Below are 20,862 nucleotides of genomic sequence, written 5' to 3' on the forward strand. Positions count from 1 at the left end.
ATCCTGATACCACTTATCGGTATCAATTCTGACCTGGCAGGCATAGCCATGAAAAAAACATTAGTGCTGTATACGGGCGGAACCATCGGCATGAAGCCATCAGTCAAAGGTCTTGTCCCGGTCACCGGTTTTTTTGAAAAATATTTGCGCAGCCAGGATTTTTGCCGCTCCCATAAACTACCCGATTTCGACTTTATTGAATTCAAGCCAGTGCTTGATTCTTCTCAAATGCAGCCGCAAACGTGGAATGACATTGCTGATCAGATTGTTGCTCATTATGACGACTATGATGGCTTTATGATTATCCATGGTACGGATACGATGGCATATACCTCATCGGCACTCAGCTTCATGTTGCGCAATCTCGACAAGCCGGTAGTCATGACCGGTGCAATGTATTCTATTGTCGATCCCGGATCGGATGGTCCGGGCAATATTCTCGGTGCCTTTGATGCATTGATGTTTCCAGCTAACCAGCAGGTTTGTGTTTATTTTGCAGGGCATCTGTTTCCCGGCAGTCACATTACCAAAATGGACTCGATGGACCATGATGCCTTCGCCGCGCCAGTCAGTGGTCCTTTGGACTTACGTATCCACTACAACAAGACTGGAAGCGGTGATATCTCATTATTTCAGGCTCAGACAACACATATCGATATTCTGCATTTTTACCCTGGAGCATCGCTGTCGACTCTTGAAAACATGGTCGCAAGTGACAGCAAAGCCATCGTATTACGCAGCTACGGTAGCGGCAATGGTCCTGACAACCCTGATTTTTATGACCTTTTGAAACAGGCACAGCAGAAACAGAAACTGATCATCAACAGCAGCCAGTGTTTTCGCCCTCTGGTGAATATGGCCCGCTATGGCGCCGGCGCGCAATTGCTGGACAGCGGAGCAATTGGCTCTCAAACCATGACCCTGGAAGCCATCATCACCAAACTGACGGTATTGTTTTCCAACTTCAAAGAACTGGAAACAATCAAACAACAGTTTGAGACCCCGTGGGCCATGGAATATCCAAACTAGCCGGACTGGCTTGCAGTTGGCGCCGGTGCCCGCATAATGGTTTGTCTTATTGCAGACATAGAGAGCAAACCCCATGAGCACCGGTACCTGGGAACCAGAACCCCAAACCCCAAGAACCCCCGACGCCGCAGTACTGGCGAAATTTCTGAATCTGACGGATGAACAAACGGCCAGTCTCGCTGAACATCTTGATGCTCCAACCCTGGCTGACAATCAGTACCTGATGAACCTTGATCTGGCAGCCTGGCAGGCGGTCGCAGATAATTTCGACGATACCGAAATTCGCCGGCTAATTCGTTTTTTTACTCTTGCGGAAGCACAACTACCTGGCTGGGAGGCACAGGAAAAATCTCCAGTCATCTGGCTCTGTCGAATCCTTAAGCAGCGGGGACAGTTTCCAGATAAAGAGCTGACCCGTTGGATCAAAGCACATACCAAAAACCGCTTTCTCCCTTATGGCAGCGTGTTGTGACGCTACCGGTATTTGATATTCAGGAACCTCTGCAAAGCACTCTGAGCAATCACCCGATCACCTTATTACAGGCCCCTCCCGGCTCAGGCAAAACCAGCTGGGTACCGATCTGGCTGAACCGCCTAGGTGGCAAGGTACTACTGATTCAGCCACGCCGGATTGCGGTATTGAACGCTGTGAGACAGCTCTCCCGTAATCTTGATGATAGACCTGAAGGTACGGTGGGCTATCGCATGCGTTTCGATACCCACATCACCAGACACACTGAGATTGAGGTAGTCACCGAAGGCGTATTTGTCCGGCTATTGCAATCCGATCCAGAGTTAGCTGGCTATCAATGGGTTATTTTTGATGAATTTCATGAACGTAACCTGGATGCCGATCTTGGTCTGGCATTGGTACGCTCCTGTCATGAACTGTTCCGCCCGGATCTCAAAATTCTGCTGATGTCTGCCACCCTGAATGAGGGCAGAATCAGTCAGCAACTGGGGGCACCAGTGATCAAGTCCGACGGCCGCTCCTTTCCCATAGAGATCCGTTATCAGCATGCAGCATCACCAGACATGAACAAGATGATACTGCAGGCCATCAACAGCGTACTCGCCACAGTACCGGGAAATTTACTGGTATTTCTGCCCGGCATGAAAGAAATTCTGAGTTGTCGTGATTTTCTGCAACCACAACTGCCTGACGACCTTCAAATTGATATTCTGCACGGCAGCTGTTCAATACAGGAACAGAAGCAGGCACTGGAGCTCACCCAACAGCGCAAACTGATTCTGGCCAGTCCGGTTGCTGAATCGAGCATTACCTTACCGGATATCAGAGTCGTCATCGATTCCGGTCTGGCACGATTCCCCCGTTATGACCGGGACACCGGCATGACCCATCTGATGACCCGTAAAATCAGCAAAGCCAATGCAGACCAGCGGGCCGGCCGGGCAGGACGAACGGCACCGGGCATATGCATAAGGCTGTGGAGCGAAGATCAGCAAAATGGTCTTGCCCCCTTTCCCGCCGTTGAAATTGAGCAGGCGGATTACAGCCGGATGCTACTTGAGATTGCCGCCTGGGGCATGCAGGTCGATGAACTGAACTGGCTGACCAAACCAAACCCGGCCAATGTCACAGAAACACAGAGCATGCTGAAATCCATTGCTGCTGTGCATTTCGAATCGGGACTACACATTACCGATCACGGCCAGAAACTACTGTCTATGCCCTGCCATCCGCGACTGGCACACATGATTTGCGAACAACCGGGAGACCTGACCGTCAGACTGGCAGTGTTACTGCAGGAGCGTCCCGTGCCTCAGGGCATGGTCGATGACTCCTGGTTGAAGCAGACGTTGACCACGAGCGAACGACAGTTACAGCAAAGGTTATCGAAACTCGTCACCATGGGTCACTATCCGGATTGGAAAGCCGCTCTGTGCCAGGCTTTTCCCGACCACATTGGCCATCGACTGAGCGACAACAAAATAAAACTCGCTAATGGCCAACAACTGACAATAACGAAACCGGACAGCTATGCACCCTGGCTACTGGCGCTCAAATTCAACGACCAGAGAATTATCAGCTGGATAGACCTGAAGGATTTCCAGCCTCAAGCATTCCCAAATATGTTGATAAAACAAAATAACCTGACATTGGAAAACAACCGTCTTCAGGCCAAAGAGGTCGAGCTATTCGGTCGCATCCGGCTGAAGCAGCGCAATATCCCTGTGAACGTAGAGCAACGCCTTCAATTCTGGGATGATTATTTCCACCATCATGGCCTCAGCGATGTTCCCCTGACGGACGCGGAAAAAATCCTGCTGAAACGAATGTCCTGGATGTCAGAACTCACCCATGACGAACAGTGGCCAGGGAAAAGCCGCTCGCCGCTTGATTTTTTGTGCGAGCATCGACAACAGTATCTGCTTCCCATATGCACCGAAGTCAACTGCTTAAATGACATTGAAATTAGTCGAGCCTTGGATATGATGCTGAGCTGGGAACAACGACAGGCCTTGGATAACATGCTGCCCGTGTCGATTGTTATAAATGACCGGCCAAGACCACTTGTCTATGGTGAACAGGGTCGGGTATCCATTGCTATCAAACTGCAGGAGACTTTCGGGTTGCTCAAGAATCCAACCATCGCCGGAGGCCGTATTCCGGTTGTCTTTGAGCTGTTGTCTCCCGCCGGCAGACCATTACAGATCACCGCAGATCTGGAACACTTCTGGCATCACAACTATCAGGACATCCGCAAAGAGATGCGTGGCCGCTATCCAAAACATCCCTGGCCGGAAGATCCTGTCAACGCCAAACCGACTGCATATACCAAACGCCATGCCGCCAGGAGTGAACTGTGACCAAGAATGGAACCAAAGGGTTCAGCAGATTGATCAATGCAACCCGTTTTACGTTTAAGGGATTGATCGCTGCATGGAAAAATGAAGAAGCTTTCCGCCTTGAAGTACTTGGACTGCTTTGTATTCTGCCTCTGGCAATCTGGCTGGCCAGCAGTTATCTGCAGTTTGCTTTACTATTGGGAAGTGGCTTGGTGGTGGTGATCGTTGAGCTGATCAATTCTGCCATCGAAGCTGTGGTGGATCGAATTGGTGAAGAACGTCATGAGTTGTCAGGTCGTGCCAAGGACATGGGATCTGCGGCGGTATTTCTGGCGCTGATCCTTACAGCAATTATCTGGATTGCAGTAGTATTTGACCGCTTTTCAGGTTAGGGACCACTCAAAAGTGTTTGTAAGGCCAGTAGTCAGCAGGACGATCCTCGATCTTCTCCAGCGCAGCCACCTGTTGCTCAAAAGCCGAGATAATTTTCATGGTGTATCCAAAAGACTCTTCATCATCCATATTGATCGTCGTCACGACCAGACACAAACGACTGCAACATCGCTGATGACTTTTGATAAACAAATTATCAATTTGCCATTGCTCAGCAAACTCAGTCAGCAGTTCCGGGGAAGATATCGGGGTTTTGACTTTAAGCCACCAACACCGCTCCCAGCTGTTTCGGGAGAGGCGTCTTTTGGGGGGGAGAAAGGGAATGTCAGGCTGTTCCAGGTTAAATTCAAATAAATTTTCCGCAAAAGCCATAACACTGATATCCAATTAGTCAACTACATGCTGTTAAAAACAAGGGTCTGTGACAATTAGTATAGCTGTTCAAAAAACAAACAGTCATAAAACAGCCATTTTTTCATGCTCGAAGCGCTCCATGCTGTTGTTTTTTTGCAGAACTGAGAACCTATTCTCATCTGACTAACAGATTCCCTGGATATCTCCATCTTCAGGACGACAATACATTTCGTATAACAATGCCATCAGTCGACCAATTTTGGGGTCATTAATACGATAATAAACGGTTTGAGCTTCTTTGCGTACCGCCACAAGCTGATCATGACGCAGTTTGGCTAGATGTTGTGATAACGCAGACTGACTCAATGGGACTTTCTCATTGATTTGCGATACAGACATCTCTCCATCCAGCAGATTACACATAATAATAAGCCGACAATCATGACTGAGTGCCTTCAGCAATGCAGCAACCTGGCCTGCTTTACTACTCAGTTCATCAATCGATTGAGAAGCCATATCCAATACTAAAACTCCTGTAGAAGGTTTCATTCGTGGTTAATTATCGTAAACTAGTTTAATCGAAAATAAAAAGCAGTTGCATTTTGCCTAAGTCCTTTGTCTATGTCATCACAATCATTACCTAAGCCATCTTTGTTTAAAATACTTGCCGCCATTTTCTATGATCTGATTGTGGTTTGCGGCATCCTCATGATTACCGGATTTATCATAATCCCTATTTATCATGGACTAACGCATGAAGATTCTGTCCCGGCTGGCAACTGGCTGTTCCGTATCATCCTCTATCTGGTGGTATTTGGTTATTATGCTTTTTCCTGGTTGCGGGGAGGACAGACAATTGGAATGAAGTCCTGGAAACTGAGATTGGTCAGTGATACCCATAAGCCCATGACCCTACCCAAACTCTTTATTCGTTTTGTTGGAGGACAGTTATCATTTTCGATCGCACTGATCGGTTACCTGATGCTGCTAATTGGCCCACGACACCGAATGCTGCATGACCTCATCAGTGGTAGTCATATTGTAAGCCTGCAAACCAAATAAGCAGATGACCTACTGGCAGGCGATGGTTTTTTGTGCGATGAAAAAGCATAAAAACCACCGAGAGAGCGCAGTTTAAAGATCATAAATGATCTTCTTGAGATAGTTTTTAACGCTTATTCACCCTGTCAATAACTCACTAACCGACCCGGCGAAGTAACCACAACCCCACACCGCCACAAAGTATGATAGGCAGCGAATCTATGATGATCGGATCGATATCGTAAATCATGGCAAACGAAGGCAGGATGTTTTCGCTCATTTTAATCAGCAGGCCAACCAGCACACCCGCAAATATTCGTGTTCCCATTGCCACTTCACGCAAAGGGCCAAAGATGAAACTGATTGCCACCAGTACCAATGCCGCAGTCATGACAGGTCGCAAAGCTTTTTCCCAGAACGCCAGTTCATATTTACTGGCATCTATTCCCTGAGCATTTAGATAGGAAACGTACTTCCACAAACCCAATATGCTCAACTTGCCCGGCTCAACAATCAGCGTACTCAGTAACTCAGGGGTAACATCAGTGTTCCAGGTCATCACATCATACTGATGCTGTTCAATAAAACGATCGCGGAAATCATCCTGTTCTACGTTAAACAATTGCCACTGATTGTGCTCAAATTTTCCGTTTTTGGCAGAAATCATCCCTGTCGGCTGCCCATTGCTATTCACAATATAACGACGCAAACCCTCAACATTTCCTTCAGGTGTCAAGGCTCCAAAATAGATAAACTCACTGCCGTCCTTGTGCCAAAAACCATAACGACCGGAAGAAGTATCTTCATGGCTTCGGGTACTGCGATAGGCCTGACCATAACTTTCGGCCATTGGAATAAGGGTTTCTCCCAATAATCCCACCACAATCATGATTACCAGCACCGGCTGCAACACCCTGATGGTAATGGCAGGGATAGAAAAACCCGCTGCCCGGATCACTGTGAGTTCACTTGAGTTGGCCAGAGAACCAAGGCCGGTCAAGCAACCAACCAATACAATCAGAGGAAATAGCTCATATAATCGACTCGGTGATGTAACCAGCACAAACCATAAGGCCTGAACCACCTGATAATCCCCTTCAAGACCATAGCTGAACTCGCTCAACCCCGTCATCATGTATTCAATAATGCCGAATACCAGCAAAACAGTCAGAATGTGAGTAAAAATACGCTTCCATAAATAAAGATTAAGGATCATCCATGCTTCCTTTTACGAAGCCATGAAGGCAGAGCGGTAAAAAACAAACACAAAGCCACCGTACCAAACTGCAAAATATGGATCCCATACTCCAGCGGAATACGACCTTTGGAAACATTCTTATCCCAATCGTTCAGAAGAAAATTAAATACGGCGTATAGCAACACGGCAGGAAACACTTTCAAAAAGCGTCCTTGCCGGGGATTGATTTTACTGAGAGGCACAGCAATAAATACGGCCACCAGAATATTTAGCGGCGTCAATATCCGCCACATCAGCTCTGCCTTGTGTTTTATATTGTCTGATTTCAACAGCTCAACTGTACTGATATTGCGATTACGTGTTCTTGGACGCTTTTGCTGTTCAGCGATTTTCACGCCGTATTCGCGAAAGTCGGTCAGATTAAATTCACTCTGAAACGGAATACCCTGCTGCTGCACACCCTGAGTCAATACCAGATAACGGGATCCAGAGTTACGATCCACCCGAATTTCGCCACCCTGAGCGTAATAGATCTCTTCCGGACTGTTGACCAGGAAGATGTTACTGAGTTGCTGCCCATCTCCAGACTTCTCGCCAACGTACATCACCTGGCCATTATTGCCGACTTTCATAAAGCGACCGACATTAATCAGGTCAAATGGTGTCAGACTGTCCTGTTCTGCCCATGCTTGAGCCGCATGCTGCTGAGCCCAGGGTGACAACCAAAGGTTATTGACCCATAGGAATACTGCCAGCAAACCTGCCGGTACCAGCGTAACCTTGACCAGTTGCCGATACTGAAAACCGCAGGCGAACAGTGCTGTCATTTCATATTCTGAGTACATGCGCCCGTAAGCAATCAGGATTCCGAGCAAAAAGCCGGCTGGCAAAGCCTCCTGAAGAAATAACGGCACATAATAGAGAATAATAACGAACAACTCACCCGACGCACCTTGTCCGGATACTGCATCCTCCAGCCAGCGGCGCAGCCAGTTACTCATGGTCATTACCACAATAACACCGGTAATCGCGAAGGTTGGAAAGAATATCTGCCGGGATAAATAACGAACGATGATCAAACTGTGTTTACCTAAATGACAGGTCAGAAAACCTGCTGTACCGATAATTGTTCAAATGTCTGCTGTTTAGATGATTTTACAGAACTGTCAATCAAATCGTATTTACCACACGATTGCAATGATCACGCAAAACTCAACCTTTATTCACAAGGTCCGGTTGGAATTTTCCGGACTGACACCATCATCCACCCAAAGCCTGACACACAAACAGTTTTCATGGCCACGTTTTATCCTTTATCACCGGCTCCCCTGTGAGAACAAGCTAAAGCGCAGCCTCTATCCGCTGGATTTCCACTGCTACCATTACTTCAGTAGAGCGGCTCTCTGTCGGCTCTGGTTTTCGTGTATCATGGCGACATATTTCCTAATGCTAAGCCTTACAGGACAGTCTATGAAAGTATCCGCATCAAATGTCTCACTCACCCAAGTTCAGAGTCAGGCATTGTTTGTTTTTAATTTCGAAAATGGTAACAACAAAACGATAGACTTACTGGCAGAACAGAGTAAATCCATCGCCGGTCTTACAGGCGAAGGATTGTTGTCCACCGAACCAGGCACGGTTACTCCAGTGTTCAATGCAGACGGTCTGGCAGTTAAAATTGTGTATGCTGTGGGTTGTGGCAAAGCTGGTGACTTCAACGAAAATGCATTTATCAAAGCCATAAAAGCTATTGCCGAAACCATGGTCAAGGCTAAGTTGAACGATGCCACGGTGGCACTTGATAACCTGTCTATCCAACATCGCAGCATTCATTGGAAAGCGCAGAAATTCACGGAAGTCTGCTTATCCTCCTTTTACAAATATGATGCTACGCTGTCAGAAAAAAGCGGTGAACCCAGCCTTGAACAATTAACCCTTCATTCTCAGGAGACCAGTCTGGAACTGGCCATAGATACTGGCCGCAGCATTGCCCATGGCATTAACGTGGCTCGTGAACTGGGCAATCTTCCTGGCAATATCTGTACCCCAACGTATCTTGCAGAACAGGCCCTGGCACTTGCCGGAGCTTATTCAGATATCGAAGCACAAGTCATCGATGAAATGGAACTTGATAGCATGGGAGCCGGATGTTTCATGTCTGTTTCAAGAGGCAGTGACCAGCCGGGCAAGCTCATTATCATTCAATACAAAGGTGCCGAAGAAAACCAGAAGCCCTATGTACTGGTTGGTAAGGGAGTGACATTCGATACCGGTGGAATCAGCCTGAAACCCGGCCCGGGCATGGACGAAATGAAATTCGATATGTGTGGAGCAGCATCCGTTCTGGGCACAATGAACACTCTGGCCGAACTGAAACCCTCGATCAATGTTGTCGGCATTATCGCCGCGGTTGAAAACATGCCCTCGGCAGTGGCCACCAAACCTGGCGATGTCGTCACTTCGTTATCAGGCAAAACGGTAGAAATTCTGAACACGGATGCTGAAGGCCGACTGGTATTGTGTGATGCGCTGACGTATGCAGAACGTTTCGAACCAGAAACCGTCATCGATATCGCCACCCTGACCGGAGCGATTGTGGTTGCTCTGGGGCATCATCCGACAGGTGTGTTTGCCAATGACGAAACCCTGCAGCAAGAGCTGGTGGCAGCTGGTCAGGAAGTCTGGGACCGTGGCTGGCCGATGCCGATATGGGACGAATACAAGGAAGAACTGAAATCGCCGTATGCTGATCTCGCCAATATCGGTACTGCTGGAAGAGCCGGTGGTTCGAATGTTGCCGCAGCGTTCCTGTCAGCATTCGCCGAAAAGTTCAGATGGGCTCATCTCGATATTGCCGGTACCGCCTGGAATAACCGTAAAGAAGGCGCATCCGGACGGCCAGTGGCCATGCTGACCCAATATCTGCTGGATCGCTGCTAAGCCTAGAAATCCATATCCAGGCAGCCGTTAAACCGGCTGCCCCCACATATCGTATTCGTCTGCATCCTCGATTTTGACCGTCACAATATCCCCTACCTGCAACTGGGTCTGACCATCGAGAAACACCTGCCCATCAATTTCCGGGGCATCGTACTGACTGCGCCCAACAGCTCCCTCCTCGACCACTTCATCAATGATGACCTGCATGGTCTTACCGATTTTCTGCTGTAGTCGTGCCGCACTGATCTGCTGCTGCAGAGCCATGAAACGTTCAAACCGCTCCTCTTTCACGGCTTCATCCACTTGATCAGGCAACTCATTGGCAGCTGCACCATCCACCGGCGAATATTTAAAACAGCCCACTCGATCCAGCTGAGCCTGTTCGAGAAAATCCAACAGCTCCTGGAAATCCTCTTCGGTCTCACCGGGAAAACCCACGATAAAAGTGCTGCGAATCGTCAGATCCGGACAGATCTCACGCCATTGTTGAATTCGTTGCAGTACTTTTTCAGAGGCCGCCGGCCGCTTCATCAGCTTGAGGATTTTCTCACTGGCATGCTGAAACGGAATATCCAGATACGGAAGAATTTTGCCTTCTGCCATTAATGGAATCAGATGATCAACACTTGGATAGGGGTAGACATAATGCAACCGCACCCAAACACCCATTCGACCAAGCTGCTCACACAGCTCCTGCAGTCTTGATTTGACCGGCATGCCATCCCAGAATCCGGTGCGATATTTGATATCCACACCATAGGCACTGGTATCCTGGGAGATTACGAGCAGTTCTTTTACCCCGTTATCGACAAGACGTTTGGCTTCATCCAGTACCGACCCCACCGGCCGGCTGTCCAGATCACCACGCATTGAGGGAATAATGCAAAAGGTACAACGATGGTTACAGCCTTCGGATATTTTCAGGTACGCATAGTGGCGTGGCGTCAGTTTGATTCCTTGGGGCGGAACGAGGCTGGTAAACGGATCGTGCTGAGGAGGAATAACCTCATGTACCTGATTGACGACCGTCTCATACGCATGAGGACCAGTAACCGCCATCACATTAGGATGAACTTGACGAATCTGATCCTCTTTGGCACCCAGACATCCGGTCACCAACACTTTGCCATTCTCTTTTAGTGCCTCGCCAATGGCATCAAGACTCTCCTGCACGGCACTATCGATAAAACCGCAGGTATTGACCACCACTACATCGGCATCATGATAGCTCGGTACAATATCATAGCCCTCGGCTCTGAGTTTGGTCAGAATACGCTCGGAATCGACGGTATTCTTAGGACAGCCGAGACTGACAAAACCGACTTTTCCGGAACTGTTGTTGGTCTGAGACATGATGTTACCCTGGCAAGCGCATTAAAAAAGGGGCGCAATTCTACCCGCATGGCACGACGATAGAAACTGGATCACCGTTAATTTCAATCAGTCTGGCTCCAAAGCAAAAAAATCTTCTTATAACCCCTCAGATTTCCATATGAGCACGTATTCTCCAGACTCAATGCAACATATAATCCCGCAACTTTTTGACCAGTTAGGAATACTTTTATGGCGCGTGCTGCCGAATTGAAACCCGGAAAAATTTGTGAAATCAATGGTAAGCAGTATTTCGTTAAAAGTGTGGAAGTGAAAAGTCCTTCTGCACGTGGAGCGGCAACTCTGTACAAATTCGTATTTAACGAAATTCTGACCAAGCAGAAATATGAAGAGACATTCAAAGGCGATGACATCGTAGGCGATGTTGACTACATGACCCGCTCTCTGCAATGTCTGTTCAGTGATGGAGAACAGTTCACTTTTATGGATGTCGAGGACTACAGTCAGTACGTCCTCAACAACGATGAACTGGGTGAACAGGTCTCCTGGTTACAGGATGGCATGGAAGGCATTATCGGCATGTTTGTCAATGATGCGTTGCTGGGCATCCAGCTGCCCAACACAGTCATTCGTAAAGTCCTTGATACTGCCCCCAGAATGAAAGGAGCGACTGCCACCAAGAGCGCCAAACCCGCCAAGATCGAAGGTGGCATCTCTGTCAACGTTCCCGATTACATCGAAAATGAAGAAATGATCAAAGTAAATACTCAGACCTACGAATTCATTTCCAGAGCCTGAGTATTTTTCCTCCTAAGCGAGCAGATTGATTAGAATCTGCTCGTACATATCTGTGAGCAAATCAAGATCCCTCACACTGACACATTCATTGATCTGATGAATCGTGCGATTAACCGGCCCTAATTCCAGCACCTGAGCCCCGGTTGGCGCAATAAACCGGCCATCTGAAGTACCCCCGGCCGTGGACAGCACCGGCTCCTCACCATTAACCTGTTTGATCGCCTGAACAGCCGCTGCTACCAAGGCTCCCTTATCCGTTAAAAACGGTTCGCCTTTGAGATCAAACGTCAGTTCGTATTCCAATGCATGACGATCAAGAATATCCCTGACCCGGCTCTGCAATTGCTCCGGAGTCACTTCTGTTGAAAAACGAAAGCTGAACTGAACCTCAGCGGTTCCCGGAATCACATTGCTGGCACCAGTACCGGAATTAAAATTGGATACTTGAAAGCTGGTTGCCGGGAAATAGTCGTTACCTTCATCCCATACCTCGGTACTGAGTTCTGCCAGTACCGGTGCGACCATATGAACGGGATTCTTGGCCAGGTGCGGATACGCCACATGTCCCTGGATACCATGAATCACCAGACGTCCAAGCATGGAGCCGCGACGACCATTTTTAATCACGTCACCAACACGCTCAGTGCTGGATGGCTCGCCGACCAGAGCCCAATCAATTTTTATCCCCCTGTCCGAGAGGATATCCATGACTGCCTTAGTACCATGATGAGCATCACCCTCTTCGTCTGAGGTAATCAGAAAAGCAATTGTGCCCTTATGTTCCGGGTGCTTTGCCACAAACCGTTCTACTGCGACAACCATGGCAGCCAGGCTGCCCTTCATATCCGCAGCACCACGCCCGGTCAGCACATCGCCGTCAACAACAGGGTCAAACGGATGAGAGTTCCATTTACTGACATCACCTACCGGGACAACATCAGTATGGCCGGCAAATACAAACAAAGGCGACCCCTGCCCACGCAGCGACCACAGATTAGTAACTTCTTCAATTTGCAGGGTTTCATTGATAAAACCAGCCTGGGACAGATGCTCCGCCATAATCGCCTGACAACCACAATCTTCCGGTGTAACCGACTGGCGGCTGATTAATTCCTTGGTCAGCTCAATTGTTTTACTCATAAGACTCGAATCCAGCGCAAAAGGCTGCGTATAATAACTGAGCCTGAATCTAACCGTAAGTTCGAATGGATAAAACACAACCCGTTTTAAAATGCCCGGTCTGCTCACAACCACTGGACAACACTGATTTCGGACTGGCGTGTGCCGCCCCTCATACTTTTGACAGAGCCAAGCAAGGCTACGTCAATCTGTTGATGTCCAACCACAAGCGTTCCCGCTCACCGGGTGATGACAAGGAAATGGTTACCGCCAGAACACGATTTCTGGATCTTCAACGCTATCAACCTTTAATTGAAGCTGTCATTCACTGTGCCGATAAATTCTGGCCCGACGTTCAAAGCTGGGTCGACCTTGGCTGTGGAGAAGGCTGGTACACACAGCGATTGAATGAACACCTTGATTTCGCCAAAGCATTTGGACTCGATATTTCCAAACATGCGGTGATGGCTGCTTGTAAACGCAGCAGGCAAATCGACTGGTATGTCGCCAGTAGCGCCCGAACCCCCTTTATGGATCAGTCCATGGATGCCGCACTGATTTTGTTTGCACAACTCGAACCTCAGGAACTGATACGAATACTAAAACCGGAAGGCAGTCTGATAATCGCCGGAGCGGGTTCTGATCATTTGCTTCCACTTAGAGAACTGTTGTACGAACAGGTCAATTTCAACCATTTTGATCCATCCACGCAGTTAGCTCCGCAATTCGAACTTGCCTACGACAAGGAAATTAAGTTTGAGTGGATACCCGAAAATGATCAGGAACTGTATGACCTGCTGGCCATGACTCCCCACAACTGGCGGGTGAAACCGGAAAAAAAAGAAGCGATTACAGAATTAACGGGTAAATTGATGACCGGGCACTTTCGGGTACAGGTATGGGAACTCGTCTCCAGCGCTGGCTAGATAAAAAAATCGATCAACCATTCAACCTATTTAGTGGCCTGATTCAGGGAGGATTGATATTTGTGCTCGGATATCTGGTCATATTTGCGTCCAACCATTACATGATACCCTCGATACGACAGGAACTCATCGCCTTGGCAGGACTGGTTATCTGCCTTACGGGAAGCGTTTTCTGGCTCAAAAATTATCTGACCATTATTATGGTGAAAATATTAAAAAAACCAGATCAAGCAGGTGAAAATAAGCATGAATAAACGTCTCCCGGACCTTGAGGTATATATTCTTTGTCCGGACATTGCGGTCATCCAGGAATGGCTTGCCAGACAGTTTCCATCCCTGGTCTTATTGAAGGAAAAAAAAGGCAAACCAGCCAGTTATAATTATCAGGCTGAATATAAACATCACACCCTGCCAATTGTTCTGGTGGAAAAGGCCATAGGTAAGTTTGCATCTTTGTGGATAGACAGCAGTTACAGCCCCTGGGACGATGATGAAATGTTGGCCAGAGATATTGTGACAAAACTCCAGCTGGAAGTACGTTTTGCGAAAAACAGCTGGACTGAAGATGAGCAAGATACGGAAACAAACGACAACTGGATAAAACTGACAACCAAAGAACGTCAGGAAATACAGTGGCGAACATAAAAAATGGCTCCGAAGAGCCATTTTTAACGAACACTAAAAAGTATTACTGATGCCGGATAACACTGACATCTTCAGCCTGAAGGCCTTTTGAACTTTCCACCAGACCAAACTTGACTCTTTGGCCTTCCTGCAGAGAACGATGTCCACGTCCGCGAATAGAGCGAAAATGAACAAATACATCATCACCATTTTCACGAGTGACGAATCCAAACCCCTTACTGACATTAAACCATTTCACCACTCCTTCTTCACGGTCATCAATGACCTCAGAATCATTAAGAGCGGCATCAATATATAAACCGAATAAAATGGTAATAGCAGTAGCGATTACTCCAATCGCATACATGGTAACCTTGCTGGTTCCGGAAAGTGAGGCAATAAACTCATATAAACCTGTACTCTCCATACTAAGCTTAGCCACAGCAAGAAAAATAAAAGGGGCAGCTAGCGCGATAATTAAACTCAGGATCAGACGAATATTAAATATTTTTAAATTCATAGCCGTTATTCTACCTTCTTAATACGAATATCAACCTGTTTTTGTTGTAACATTTGTCTCCTCGATACTAATAAACTGGCAGTATGCCAAGCCTGTTCTATGCAAAACTTGATAAAACTATTTGAGGAGAACAACATAATGCCAAATTCTTTGACACTTGCCAAAGGGATAAATTGTGGAAGAAAGCCTGAATAACCGACTGGAAGAGCTGGAAGTAAAAATCGCATTCCAGGAACAAATGATAGAAACGCTTAATGAAACCGTTATCAGTCAGGCGGAAGAGATCAAATATTTGAAATCCGCAGTCACACTATTGTCCAAAAAATTCAAACAGCTGGATCTGGATAACAACATTGAAACCGAAAGTACGCCGCCTCCTCATTATTAAGGCTATGGCTGATCGATAACCTGCCTAACAAAAGTTTATTGGGCCCATCTGTAGTTAAGAATGCTAATCCACAATATGGGCAATGAGTTGTCGAATATCCTCGCTACCAGGCATTTCATGTTGTAACCACACTAACCTTGACGGCGGAAATCCCATTAGATATTCCGCCTGATCAATCAATCCCTGCATGTTTTCCTTGAACTGAGCGGCCGAAAGATGCTTTGGCTGATAATTCTGCAGAATTTCATGAATAGAAACATTACCCATCAATGGATCAGACTGATTCTGGGCCACGGCTTCAGATGAAATAAAAAAAGCATAAATCAAAGTCCAACCTGAGGGTAACCCCACTTCATTCAACCGGGCAGACGTATTCCAGCCAATATCGACAAATGGCATGGACTTGTCTTTCAAATAGCCATGCAGATAAACATCGACATCCTGCTCAAGCAGGGCATCGATCAAAGGTTTCATTTCCGGGCTGGGCAGTAGTCCAAACTTCAGCATATGTTTATTTCCTGACAGTCATATGGCTACCTAAGAAAACTAGCAGGAAATCCGCAAGTCTCAAGTTCCTACTCATAAATACAGTTTTCTGAGGCATCGTGAGTACCGACAAAGTCCTTGACCGCCTGAAGAATACTCCGACAACTGACCTGCCCCTTGAATTGGCCATTTTCAACCACCGGTATACGACGGCGTTTACCATCTATCATGATTCTGGCCACTTCAAGCACATCCATTTTGTCGACATTTTCCAAAGTCTGTACTTGTTGGGTCATGAACTGTCGGACCTTTCCACCCACTTCACCATAATAACTACCATCGAGAATTGCCTTCAGACAATCCAGCTCAGACAATACTCCCACCACTTCATTATTGGCGTTCACAATGGTTAAACCAGTTAATTTTTTTTCAAGCAGCACATGTATGGCTTCAAACAGGTCTGTTTCTTCAGACAGGGTCACGGGGCTTTTGGTGAGATATTCACTGGCACTGATAGATTTAATTGTCATGGGACACCCTCGATTTCGGTGGGATTATTATTCTTGTATGGCTGTTTTAAAACCGCTCAGCCCAACGTATTAAGGTTTACACTTGAATACCGGAGGGGTCAAGAAATTGCCAGTTTTTTCTTACACAGAAACCTCATGCTTCAGTACGGGATATTTGGCCGTATTTCAAAAAAATACTGGCAAGAACAAATAACTACAGGGGTAAAAATATATGGCAGGAAAAAATCAATTAGACTAATCGGTAATACGCAACAGACTGTTTCATGCAAGGGAATAGGATTTAAAAAGCGGGGTCACCTGCCAGCCATGGACGAACATCACCTCCCTGTATATCATTCATGTCCGGGCCTGATTTCAGGCAGCTGCAAATGCCTGGATACGCTTGACCATGGCACGTAGTCCGTTTCCACGGGTGGGGCTCAGATGTCTGAGCAAATCAAGATCAGAAAAATATTTCTCAATATCAAACACCAGCACCTGCTCGGGCGTCTTGCCATTAAACGCAGCCAAAACCACACCCAGCAGCCCTTTTACAATATGCGCATCGCTGTCCGCATCAAAGAAAAGTCTGCCATCCTGCTTCTGACTTTCGATCCACACCTGACTTTGACATCCCTTGACCAGACGGTCTTCAGTTTTGAGCTCATCAGGTAGCGTAGGAATCTGTTTACCAAGATCAATGATGTATTTATAACGCTCCTCCCAGCTATCAAAAAAACTCAGAGTTTCGACGATATCATCAGTGGTAATTTCAGTTCCAAATGGGTTCATATATTTCTCTATCAGAATGGAAGGGATCAGTTTTCACAAAATCTGACGACTCAGCAATCAATAAAACATGCCGGTTTCCAGTTTCGCTTCATCAGACATCATATCCCGATGCCACGCAGGATCGAAGACCAGGTCCACATTGACGGTTTTAACATTCGGCACTTTCGCAACCCGGTATTCAATATCTCCAACCAACACCGGCCCCATACCACAGCCAGGTGCGGTTAAGGTCATTTTGATATCAACAGTCTTGTTTTGCTGATCAACCACGACACTGTAAATCAATCCAAGACTGACAACATTGACAGGAATTTCAGGATCGAAAATTGTTTCCAGAGCCTGCCAGACCTGAGCTTCCTGTATATCCTCACCGTCATTTCCGGTAAAGACCAGCTCCTGCTTTTCAAATCCAAGTGCATCCGTATCTGTACCATCAATGCGAGCCATATTCCCATTAACGGTCACGGTGTAATTACCACCCAGAGATTGGGTAATGGTGATAAAGCTACCTTCCGGAATGGTAATCGGCGTACCTGCCGGAACAATCCGGGCGGGTACATCACGCAGGGTTGCAACCATTTTTCGTTCCAAGGGAATCACCTCATTCGCTGTCCACACCAGAAACCGTCCACCAAACACGATGGTCTCCGCATGAATAAAAAGCCGTTATCGTTTTAGTTAATACTGAAACTTTCACCACAACCACAAAAATCCTTGGCATTGGGGTTGTTAAATTTAACCACCTGATTCACGCCATCCAACCCAAAATCAATCTCAGTACCGCGAATAACCGGCAATGCTTTTGAATCGACAAAAATCTTTAATCCCTGTTCCAGCTCCAACACCATGTCTTCGCTGCCTGGCTCATTCACCAGGTCCATGACATATACGTAACCGGTACAGCCGCTCTCTTTTACGCTAATCCTTACCGCCCGTGCGTGCTGGCCGGCCAGCTGCTTCATAAAATGCCGCTGCGCCGCCTGAGTCACGGATATAGTATCTTTGCCAGGAATATATGATTCGACACTCATGATGTTCTCCCGCCTATAAAAACTGCTTTACTTTTTCCAGAGCAGCAAACAACCGATCGATATCCTGACGATGGTTATAAATACTGAACGACGCCCGCACTGTTCCAGGAATACCCAGCTGTGCCATGATCGGTTGCGCACAATGATGTCCTGTTCTAACCGCCACACCCTGTTGATCCAGTAGCATGCCAACATCCGATGGATGAGCACCCTGGAGATTGAAACTCAGCACTCCCGCGCGATGCTGTGCCTGCCCAACCACATTGATTCCCTGACACTCTTCCGCCCGCTTAAAAGCATAGTTCAGAATATCAAGCTCATGATCAATCAGCTGCTGCCGATCAAACTGTTCAAGATAGTCAATCGCCGCACCCAAACCAATCACATCGGCAATATTGGGGGTACCTGCCTCAAACTTAAAGGGCAACTGATTAAAAGTCGTACCAGCGAAGCTGACTGTTTCAATCATTTCACCACCACCCAGAAATGGCGGCATGGCATTTAACAGTTCCTCTTTACCGTAAAGCACGCCGATACCAGTCGGTGCAAACATCTTATGACCGGAAAAGGCATAGAAATCGACATCAAGCTTCTGCACATCCACCGGCCAGTGACTGATTCCCTGAGCACCATCCACCAAAACTTTGGCACCATGACGATGGGCCAGATCAATAACCTCACGGATCGGATTGATTGTCCCTAGTGCATTAGAGACATGGGCAATAGCTACCATCTTAACGGAATGTTGCTGCAACATGGTTTCAAGCGTTTCAATTGCCATCTCTCCTTTATCGGAGACCGGTATTGGCAGCACCTGGGCGTTTTTACGGGCCGCAACCAGTTGCCAGGGTACGATATTGGAGTGATGTTCCATGGCGCTGACCAGAACCGTATCACCTTCCTCCAACACCATGGAGCCGTAACAGTATGCCACCAGATTGATGGACTCAGTTGTACCTTTGGTCCAGATAATCTCGTGGCTGTGAGCAGCACGGATAAAATCCCGGACTTTTTCACGTGCGGCTTCAAACTTGTGGGTCGACCGATCACTCAGAGTATGCGCGCCACGATGGACATTGGCATTATCACAGCGATAGTAATCACTCAGAGCATCAATGACCTGGTTCGGTTTCTGCGTGGTAGCGGCATTATCGAGATACACCAGTGGCTGGCCGTTGACCTGTTGTTCCAGAATCGGGAAATCGGCGCGAACCTCGTCAACATTAAACATGCGTTTCCGGGTCATAGTATGTGCCTTTTCAGTTCACTGTCTTTAACAAATACGCCCACCAACAGTGGTTTAAGCAAATTTACCAGGGCTTCTATCTCAATCTGTTCGATCAGCTCATTGATGAAACCAAAGCTCAACATGACTTCAGCTTCTTTGCGGGAAATTCCACGGCTTTGCATATAGTACAAAGCCTTGTCATCGATCTGACTGACCGTGGCACCGTGGGCACAGCGCACATCATCAGCATAAATTTCCAGTTCCGGCTTGGTATAGATTTCAGCCTTGGGACTCAACAACAGATTTTTGTTGCTTAGCTCGGCCAGGGTCTTTTGTGCATCGGGATGAATGTGAATCCGGCCATTGAATACTGCCTTCGACTCGTCCGCCATGATACCGCGAAAGACTTCGTCGGTTGTGCAGTGCGGAACAGCGTGCTCAATACAGGTATGGTAATCGATATGTTGTTTTTCACGCGGCAGGTAAACGCCTTTCAACACGCACTGTGCACCTTCACCAAGGTGGGTCACATGAATGTCCGTCCGCTTGCATAAACCACCAAGGCCGATATTAAAAGCATCATAAACCGCTGAACGCTGTAACGAGACATGAACTCCGGCAATCGCTACCGCCGCGCCGGTTTCCAGACTCAGACGGTAATGTTTTAACTGGGCATTATCGGCCAGCACGATCTCAGTCAGATGACTACCAAATGCTGCCTCTCCCTGACCGAGGGTCACAAACTGCTCAATCAGACTGGCTTGCGCACCGGACTCCAGCACACACAATAAACGGTGAGCCGGCAGGTCTGCACGACTGCCTTGTGTGGATACATGCACTACTCTTAATGGCCGCGGCAAACAAACATTTTTACTGACCTGCAACAACGCACCATCCTTCATCAAACTGCTGTTCTGAAAGGCGAAGATATGGTTGAGCGGGCTCTGTACCTGAGAAAAAACACTGTTCAGCTGCTCTGCAATCAATACGCGCTGATGCTCATCTGCGTTGCTGAAAGCCGTTAGATGTACACCTTCAATTGCTACAGTATCCGACAGTTCTGAACGAAACTCCCCATCCACAAATACCAGCGTATCCGCGTCAAGATCATTTATATGATAACTTGATTGGATATCAGCAGATTCCGGTCGGTCGTAGGTATTGTCTTCTGTCAGTGTGTTCAGTACCCGTGTAACCGGTGTGTTCAGCCAGTGCTCGGTTTTACGCGCCGGCATGACCATCGTTGCCATGACCGATCTAGCCTGCTGACGATGCTGATCCAACCAGGGCAGTCGGTTGATGCCTTCACTTAACTCAATGGTCCTTTCAATAACAGACATCGA

Annotated in this window: 25 protein-coding genes; 11 read left to right on the forward strand and 14 right to left on the reverse strand. The window is 47.4% G+C overall.

Annotated features, from left to right (window positions below; all coding sequences use genetic code 11):
• The first annotated feature begins 48 nt into the window (after positions 1 to 48).
• From YC6258_RS21135 to YC6258_RS21150, 4 genes are all read left to right on the forward strand, one after another.
• Positions 49 to 1,029: an asparaginase gene (locus YC6258_RS21135; RefSeq protein WP_044618674.1), complete on the forward strand. Its 981-nt coding sequence runs from the start codon at positions 49 to 51 to the stop codon at positions 1,027 to 1,029.
• Between the two features lie 73 nt (positions 1,030 to 1,102).
• The gene (locus tag YC6258_RS21140) at positions 1,103 to 1,501 is read left to right on the forward strand and encodes a hypothetical protein (RefSeq protein WP_044618675.1); all 399 of its coding nucleotides are present in this window, start codon (positions 1,103 to 1,105) and stop codon (positions 1,499 to 1,501) included.
• Positions 1,498 to 3,861 carry an ATP-dependent helicase HrpB gene (gene hrpB / locus YC6258_RS21145; RefSeq protein WP_044618676.1) on the forward strand — a complete coding sequence of 788 codons (2,364 nt, stop codon included), beginning with the start codon at positions 1,498 to 1,500 and terminating at the stop codon, positions 3,859 to 3,861. Before YC6258_RS21140 ends, hrpB begins: the two co-directional genes overlap by 4 nt.
• Positions 3,858 to 4,232 (forward strand): diacylglycerol kinase, encoded by a 375-nt coding sequence (locus YC6258_RS21150; RefSeq protein ID WP_044618677.1) that lies wholly within the window; start codon positions 3,858 to 3,860, stop codon positions 4,230 to 4,232. The genes hrpB and YC6258_RS21150 overlap by 4 nt, the downstream gene beginning before the upstream one ends.
• Before the next feature lie 7 nt (positions 4,233 to 4,239).
• On the opposite strand, the gene YC6258_RS21155 is transcribed toward YC6258_RS21150, so the two are convergent.
• Positions 4,240 to 4,605, reverse strand: a complete 366-nt coding sequence (locus tag YC6258_RS21155) for a hypothetical protein (RefSeq protein ID WP_044618678.1) — start codon at positions 4,603 to 4,605, stop codon at positions 4,240 to 4,242.
• A 165-nt stretch (positions 4,606 to 4,770) separates the two neighbouring features.
• Positions 4,771 to 5,103 carry an ArsR/SmtB family transcription factor gene (locus YC6258_RS21160; RefSeq protein ID WP_044618679.1) on the reverse strand — a complete coding sequence of 111 codons (333 nt, stop codon included), beginning with the start codon at positions 5,101 to 5,103 and terminating at the stop codon, positions 4,771 to 4,773.
• A 105-nt stretch (positions 5,104 to 5,208) separates the two neighbouring features.
• Here YC6258_RS21160 and YC6258_RS21165 point away from each other — a divergent pair, with 105 nt between their 5' ends.
• On the forward strand, positions 5,209 to 5,649 hold the full coding sequence (locus YC6258_RS21165; protein ID WP_044618680.1) for an RDD family protein: 441 nt from the start codon (positions 5,209 to 5,211) through the stop codon (positions 5,647 to 5,649).
• 136 nt (positions 5,650 to 5,785) lie between these two features.
• On the opposite strand, the gene lptG is transcribed toward YC6258_RS21165, so the two are convergent.
• Positions 5,786 to 6,844, reverse strand: coding sequence for an LPS export ABC transporter permease LptG (lptG, locus tag YC6258_RS21170; RefSeq protein WP_044618681.1), 1,059 nt, complete (start codon positions 6,842 to 6,844; stop codon positions 5,786 to 5,788).
• The gene (gene lptF, locus YC6258_RS21175) at positions 6,841 to 7,905 is read right to left on the reverse strand and encodes an LPS export ABC transporter permease LptF (RefSeq protein ID WP_044618682.1); all 1,065 of its coding nucleotides are present in this window, start codon (positions 7,903 to 7,905) and stop codon (positions 6,841 to 6,843) included. Before lptF ends, lptG begins: the two co-directional genes overlap by 4 nt.
• 391 nt (positions 7,906 to 8,296) lie before the next feature.
• On the opposite strand from lptF, the gene YC6258_RS21180 reads away from it, so the two are divergent.
• Entirely contained in the window at positions 8,297 to 9,766 is a 1,470-nt protein-coding gene (locus YC6258_RS21180) for a leucyl aminopeptidase (RefSeq protein WP_044618683.1), read from the forward strand.
• Between the two features lie 27 nt (positions 9,767 to 9,793).
• On the opposite strand, the gene rimO is transcribed toward YC6258_RS21180, so the two are convergent.
• Complete coding sequence (gene rimO / locus YC6258_RS21185) at positions 9,794 to 11,119, reverse strand: 30S ribosomal protein S12 methylthiotransferase RimO (RefSeq protein ID WP_044618684.1); 1,326 nt, start codon at positions 11,117 to 11,119, stop codon at positions 9,794 to 9,796.
• Between the two features lie 210 nt (positions 11,120 to 11,329).
• On the opposite strand from rimO, the gene YC6258_RS21190 reads away from it, so the two are divergent.
• Complete coding sequence (locus YC6258_RS21190) at positions 11,330 to 11,896, forward strand: elongation factor P (RefSeq protein WP_044618685.1); 567 nt, start codon at positions 11,330 to 11,332, stop codon at positions 11,894 to 11,896.
• 12 nt (positions 11,897 to 11,908) lie between these two features.
• Here YC6258_RS21190 and dapE read toward each other — a convergent pair whose 3' ends face one another.
• Positions 11,909 to 13,036: a succinyl-diaminopimelate desuccinylase gene (dapE, locus tag YC6258_RS21195; protein ID WP_044618686.1), complete on the reverse strand. Its 1,128-nt coding sequence runs from the start codon at positions 13,034 to 13,036 to the stop codon at positions 11,909 to 11,911.
• A 65-nt stretch (positions 13,037 to 13,101) separates the two neighbouring features.
• Here dapE and YC6258_RS21200 point away from each other — a divergent pair, with 65 nt between their 5' ends.
• From YC6258_RS21200 to YC6258_RS27620, 3 genes are read left to right on the forward strand one after another with little or no spacing between them, the layout of a single operon-like run.
• Positions 13,102 to 13,941 (forward strand): putative RNA methyltransferase, encoded by an 840-nt coding sequence (locus YC6258_RS21200; RefSeq protein WP_044618687.1) that lies wholly within the window; start codon positions 13,102 to 13,104, stop codon positions 13,939 to 13,941.
• On the forward strand, positions 13,914 to 14,195 hold the full coding sequence (locus YC6258_RS21205) for a hypothetical protein (RefSeq protein ID WP_044618688.1): 282 nt from the start codon (positions 13,914 to 13,916) through the stop codon (positions 14,193 to 14,195). The genes YC6258_RS21200 and YC6258_RS21205 overlap by 28 nt, the downstream gene beginning before the upstream one ends.
• On the forward strand, positions 14,188 to 14,586 hold the full coding sequence (locus YC6258_RS27620) for a hypothetical protein (protein WP_052830462.1): 399 nt from the start codon (positions 14,188 to 14,190) through the stop codon (positions 14,584 to 14,586). The genes YC6258_RS21205 and YC6258_RS27620 overlap by 8 nt, the downstream gene beginning before the upstream one ends.
• Positions 14,587 to 14,629: 43 nt before the next feature.
• Here the strand turns inward: YC6258_RS27620 and YC6258_RS31215 are convergent, their stop codons facing one another.
• A complete protein-coding gene (locus YC6258_RS31215) occupies positions 14,630 to 15,085 on the reverse strand; it encodes a cold-shock protein (protein ID WP_044618689.1) in 456 nt (151 codons plus the stop codon).
• 175 nt (positions 15,086 to 15,260) lie between these two features.
• On the opposite strand from YC6258_RS31215, the gene YC6258_RS21220 reads away from it, so the two are divergent.
• On the forward strand, positions 15,261 to 15,473 hold the full coding sequence (locus tag YC6258_RS21220; protein WP_052830463.1) for a SlyX family protein: 213 nt from the start codon (positions 15,261 to 15,263) through the stop codon (positions 15,471 to 15,473).
• A gap of 63 nt (positions 15,474 to 15,536) precedes the next feature.
• Here YC6258_RS21220 and YC6258_RS21225 read toward each other — a convergent pair whose 3' ends face one another.
• The 7 genes from YC6258_RS21225 to sufD all read right to left on the reverse strand — a co-directional run bounded on the left by YC6258_RS21225 (position 15,537) and on the right by sufD (position 20,859).
• A complete protein-coding gene (locus YC6258_RS21225; RefSeq protein ID WP_044618691.1) occupies positions 15,537 to 15,980 on the reverse strand; it encodes a hypothetical protein in 444 nt (147 codons plus the stop codon).
• Between the two features lie 68 nt (positions 15,981 to 16,048).
• Complete coding sequence (locus YC6258_RS21230; protein ID WP_044618692.1) at positions 16,049 to 16,489, reverse strand: CBS domain-containing protein; 441 nt, start codon at positions 16,487 to 16,489, stop codon at positions 16,049 to 16,051.
• Between the two features lie 354 nt (positions 16,490 to 16,843).
• Entirely contained in the window at positions 16,844 to 17,260 is a 417-nt protein-coding gene (locus YC6258_RS21235; RefSeq protein ID WP_044618693.1) for a SufE family protein, read from the reverse strand.
• A 57-nt stretch (positions 17,261 to 17,317) separates the two neighbouring features.
• Entirely contained in the window at positions 17,318 to 17,851 is a 534-nt protein-coding gene (sufT, locus tag YC6258_RS21240) for a putative Fe-S cluster assembly protein SufT (RefSeq protein ID WP_245626976.1), read from the reverse strand.
• 83 nt (positions 17,852 to 17,934) lie between these two features.
• Positions 17,935 to 18,291, reverse strand: coding sequence for a HesB/IscA family protein (locus YC6258_RS21245; protein WP_044618694.1), 357 nt, complete (start codon positions 18,289 to 18,291; stop codon positions 17,935 to 17,937).
• A 13-nt stretch (positions 18,292 to 18,304) separates the two neighbouring features.
• Positions 18,305 to 19,537, reverse strand: coding sequence for an aminotransferase class V-fold PLP-dependent enzyme (locus tag YC6258_RS21250; protein WP_044618695.1), 1,233 nt, complete (start codon positions 19,535 to 19,537; stop codon positions 18,305 to 18,307).
• On the reverse strand, positions 19,534 to 20,859 hold the full coding sequence (sufD, locus tag YC6258_RS21255) for a Fe-S cluster assembly protein SufD (RefSeq protein ID WP_044618696.1): 1,326 nt from the start codon (positions 20,857 to 20,859) through the stop codon (positions 19,534 to 19,536). Before sufD ends, YC6258_RS21250 begins: the two co-directional genes overlap by 4 nt.
• Between the last annotated feature and the right edge of the window lie 3 nt (positions 20,860 to 20,862).

Source organism: Gynuella sunshinyii YC6258 (assembly GCF_000940805.1).
Lineage (GTDB): Bacteria > Pseudomonadota > Gammaproteobacteria > Pseudomonadales > Natronospirillaceae > Gynuella > Gynuella sunshinyii.

Excerpts from the sequence above, each read along its gene's own strand:
- YC6258_RS21230 (WP_044618692.1), bottom strand. The coding sequence starts at position 16,489 with ATGACAATTAAATCTATCAGTGCCAGTGAATATCTCACCAAAAGCCCC.
- YC6258_RS21160 (WP_044618679.1), bottom strand. The coding sequence starts at position 5,103 with ATGGCTTCTCAATCGATTGATGAACTGAGTAGTAAAGCAGGCCAGGTT.
- YC6258_RS21180 (WP_044618683.1), top strand. The coding sequence starts at position 8,297 with ATGAAAGTATCCGCATCAAATGTCTCACTCACCCAAGTTCAGAGTCAG.
- YC6258_RS21245 (WP_044618694.1), bottom strand. The coding sequence starts at position 18,291 with ATGAGTGTCGAATCATATATTCCTGGCAAAGATACTATATCCGTGACT.
- YC6258_RS21235 (WP_044618693.1), bottom strand. The coding sequence starts at position 17,260 with ATGAACCCATTTGGAACTGAAATTACCACTGATGATATCGTCGAAACT.
- YC6258_RS21165 (WP_044618680.1), top strand. The coding sequence starts at position 5,209 with ATGTCATCACAATCATTACCTAAGCCATCTTTGTTTAAAATACTTGCC.
- dapE (WP_044618686.1), bottom strand. The coding sequence starts at position 13,036 with ATGAGTAAAACAATTGAGCTGACCAAGGAATTAATCAGCCGCCAGTCG.
- YC6258_RS31215 (WP_044618689.1), bottom strand. The coding sequence starts at position 15,085 with ATGAATTTAAAAATATTTAATATTCGTCTGATCCTGAGTTTAATTATC.
- rimO (WP_044618684.1), bottom strand. The coding sequence starts at position 11,119 with ATGTCTCAGACCAACAACAGTTCCGGAAAAGTCGGTTTTGTCAGTCTC.
- YC6258_RS21190 (WP_044618685.1), top strand. The coding sequence starts at position 11,330 with ATGGCGCGTGCTGCCGAATTGAAACCCGGAAAAATTTGTGAAATCAAT.
- sufD (WP_044618696.1), bottom strand. The coding sequence starts at position 20,859 with ATGTCTGTTATTGAAAGGACCATTGAGTTAAGTGAAGGCATCAACCGA.
- YC6258_RS21140 (WP_044618675.1), top strand. The coding sequence starts at position 1,103 with ATGAGCACCGGTACCTGGGAACCAGAACCCCAAACCCCAAGAACCCCC.
- YC6258_RS21250 (WP_044618695.1), bottom strand. The coding sequence starts at position 19,537 with ATGACCCGGAAACGCATGTTTAATGTTGACGAGGTTCGCGCCGATTTC.
- YC6258_RS21200 (WP_044618687.1), top strand. The coding sequence starts at position 13,102 with ATGGATAAAACACAACCCGTTTTAAAATGCCCGGTCTGCTCACAACCA.
- YC6258_RS27620 (WP_052830462.1), top strand. The coding sequence starts at position 14,188 with ATGAATAAACGTCTCCCGGACCTTGAGGTATATATTCTTTGTCCGGAC.
- lptG (WP_044618681.1), bottom strand. The coding sequence starts at position 6,844 with ATGATCCTTAATCTTTATTTATGGAAGCGTATTTTTACTCACATTCTG.
- YC6258_RS21155 (WP_044618678.1), bottom strand. The coding sequence starts at position 4,605 with ATGGCTTTTGCGGAAAATTTATTTGAATTTAACCTGGAACAGCCTGAC.
- YC6258_RS21205 (WP_044618688.1), top strand. The coding sequence starts at position 13,914 with ATGGGAACTCGTCTCCAGCGCTGGCTAGATAAAAAAATCGATCAACCA.
- YC6258_RS21225 (WP_044618691.1), bottom strand. The coding sequence starts at position 15,980 with ATGCTGAAGTTTGGACTACTGCCCAGCCCGGAAATGAAACCTTTGATC.
- YC6258_RS21135 (WP_044618674.1), top strand. The coding sequence starts at position 49 with ATGAAAAAAACATTAGTGCTGTATACGGGCGGAACCATCGGCATGAAG.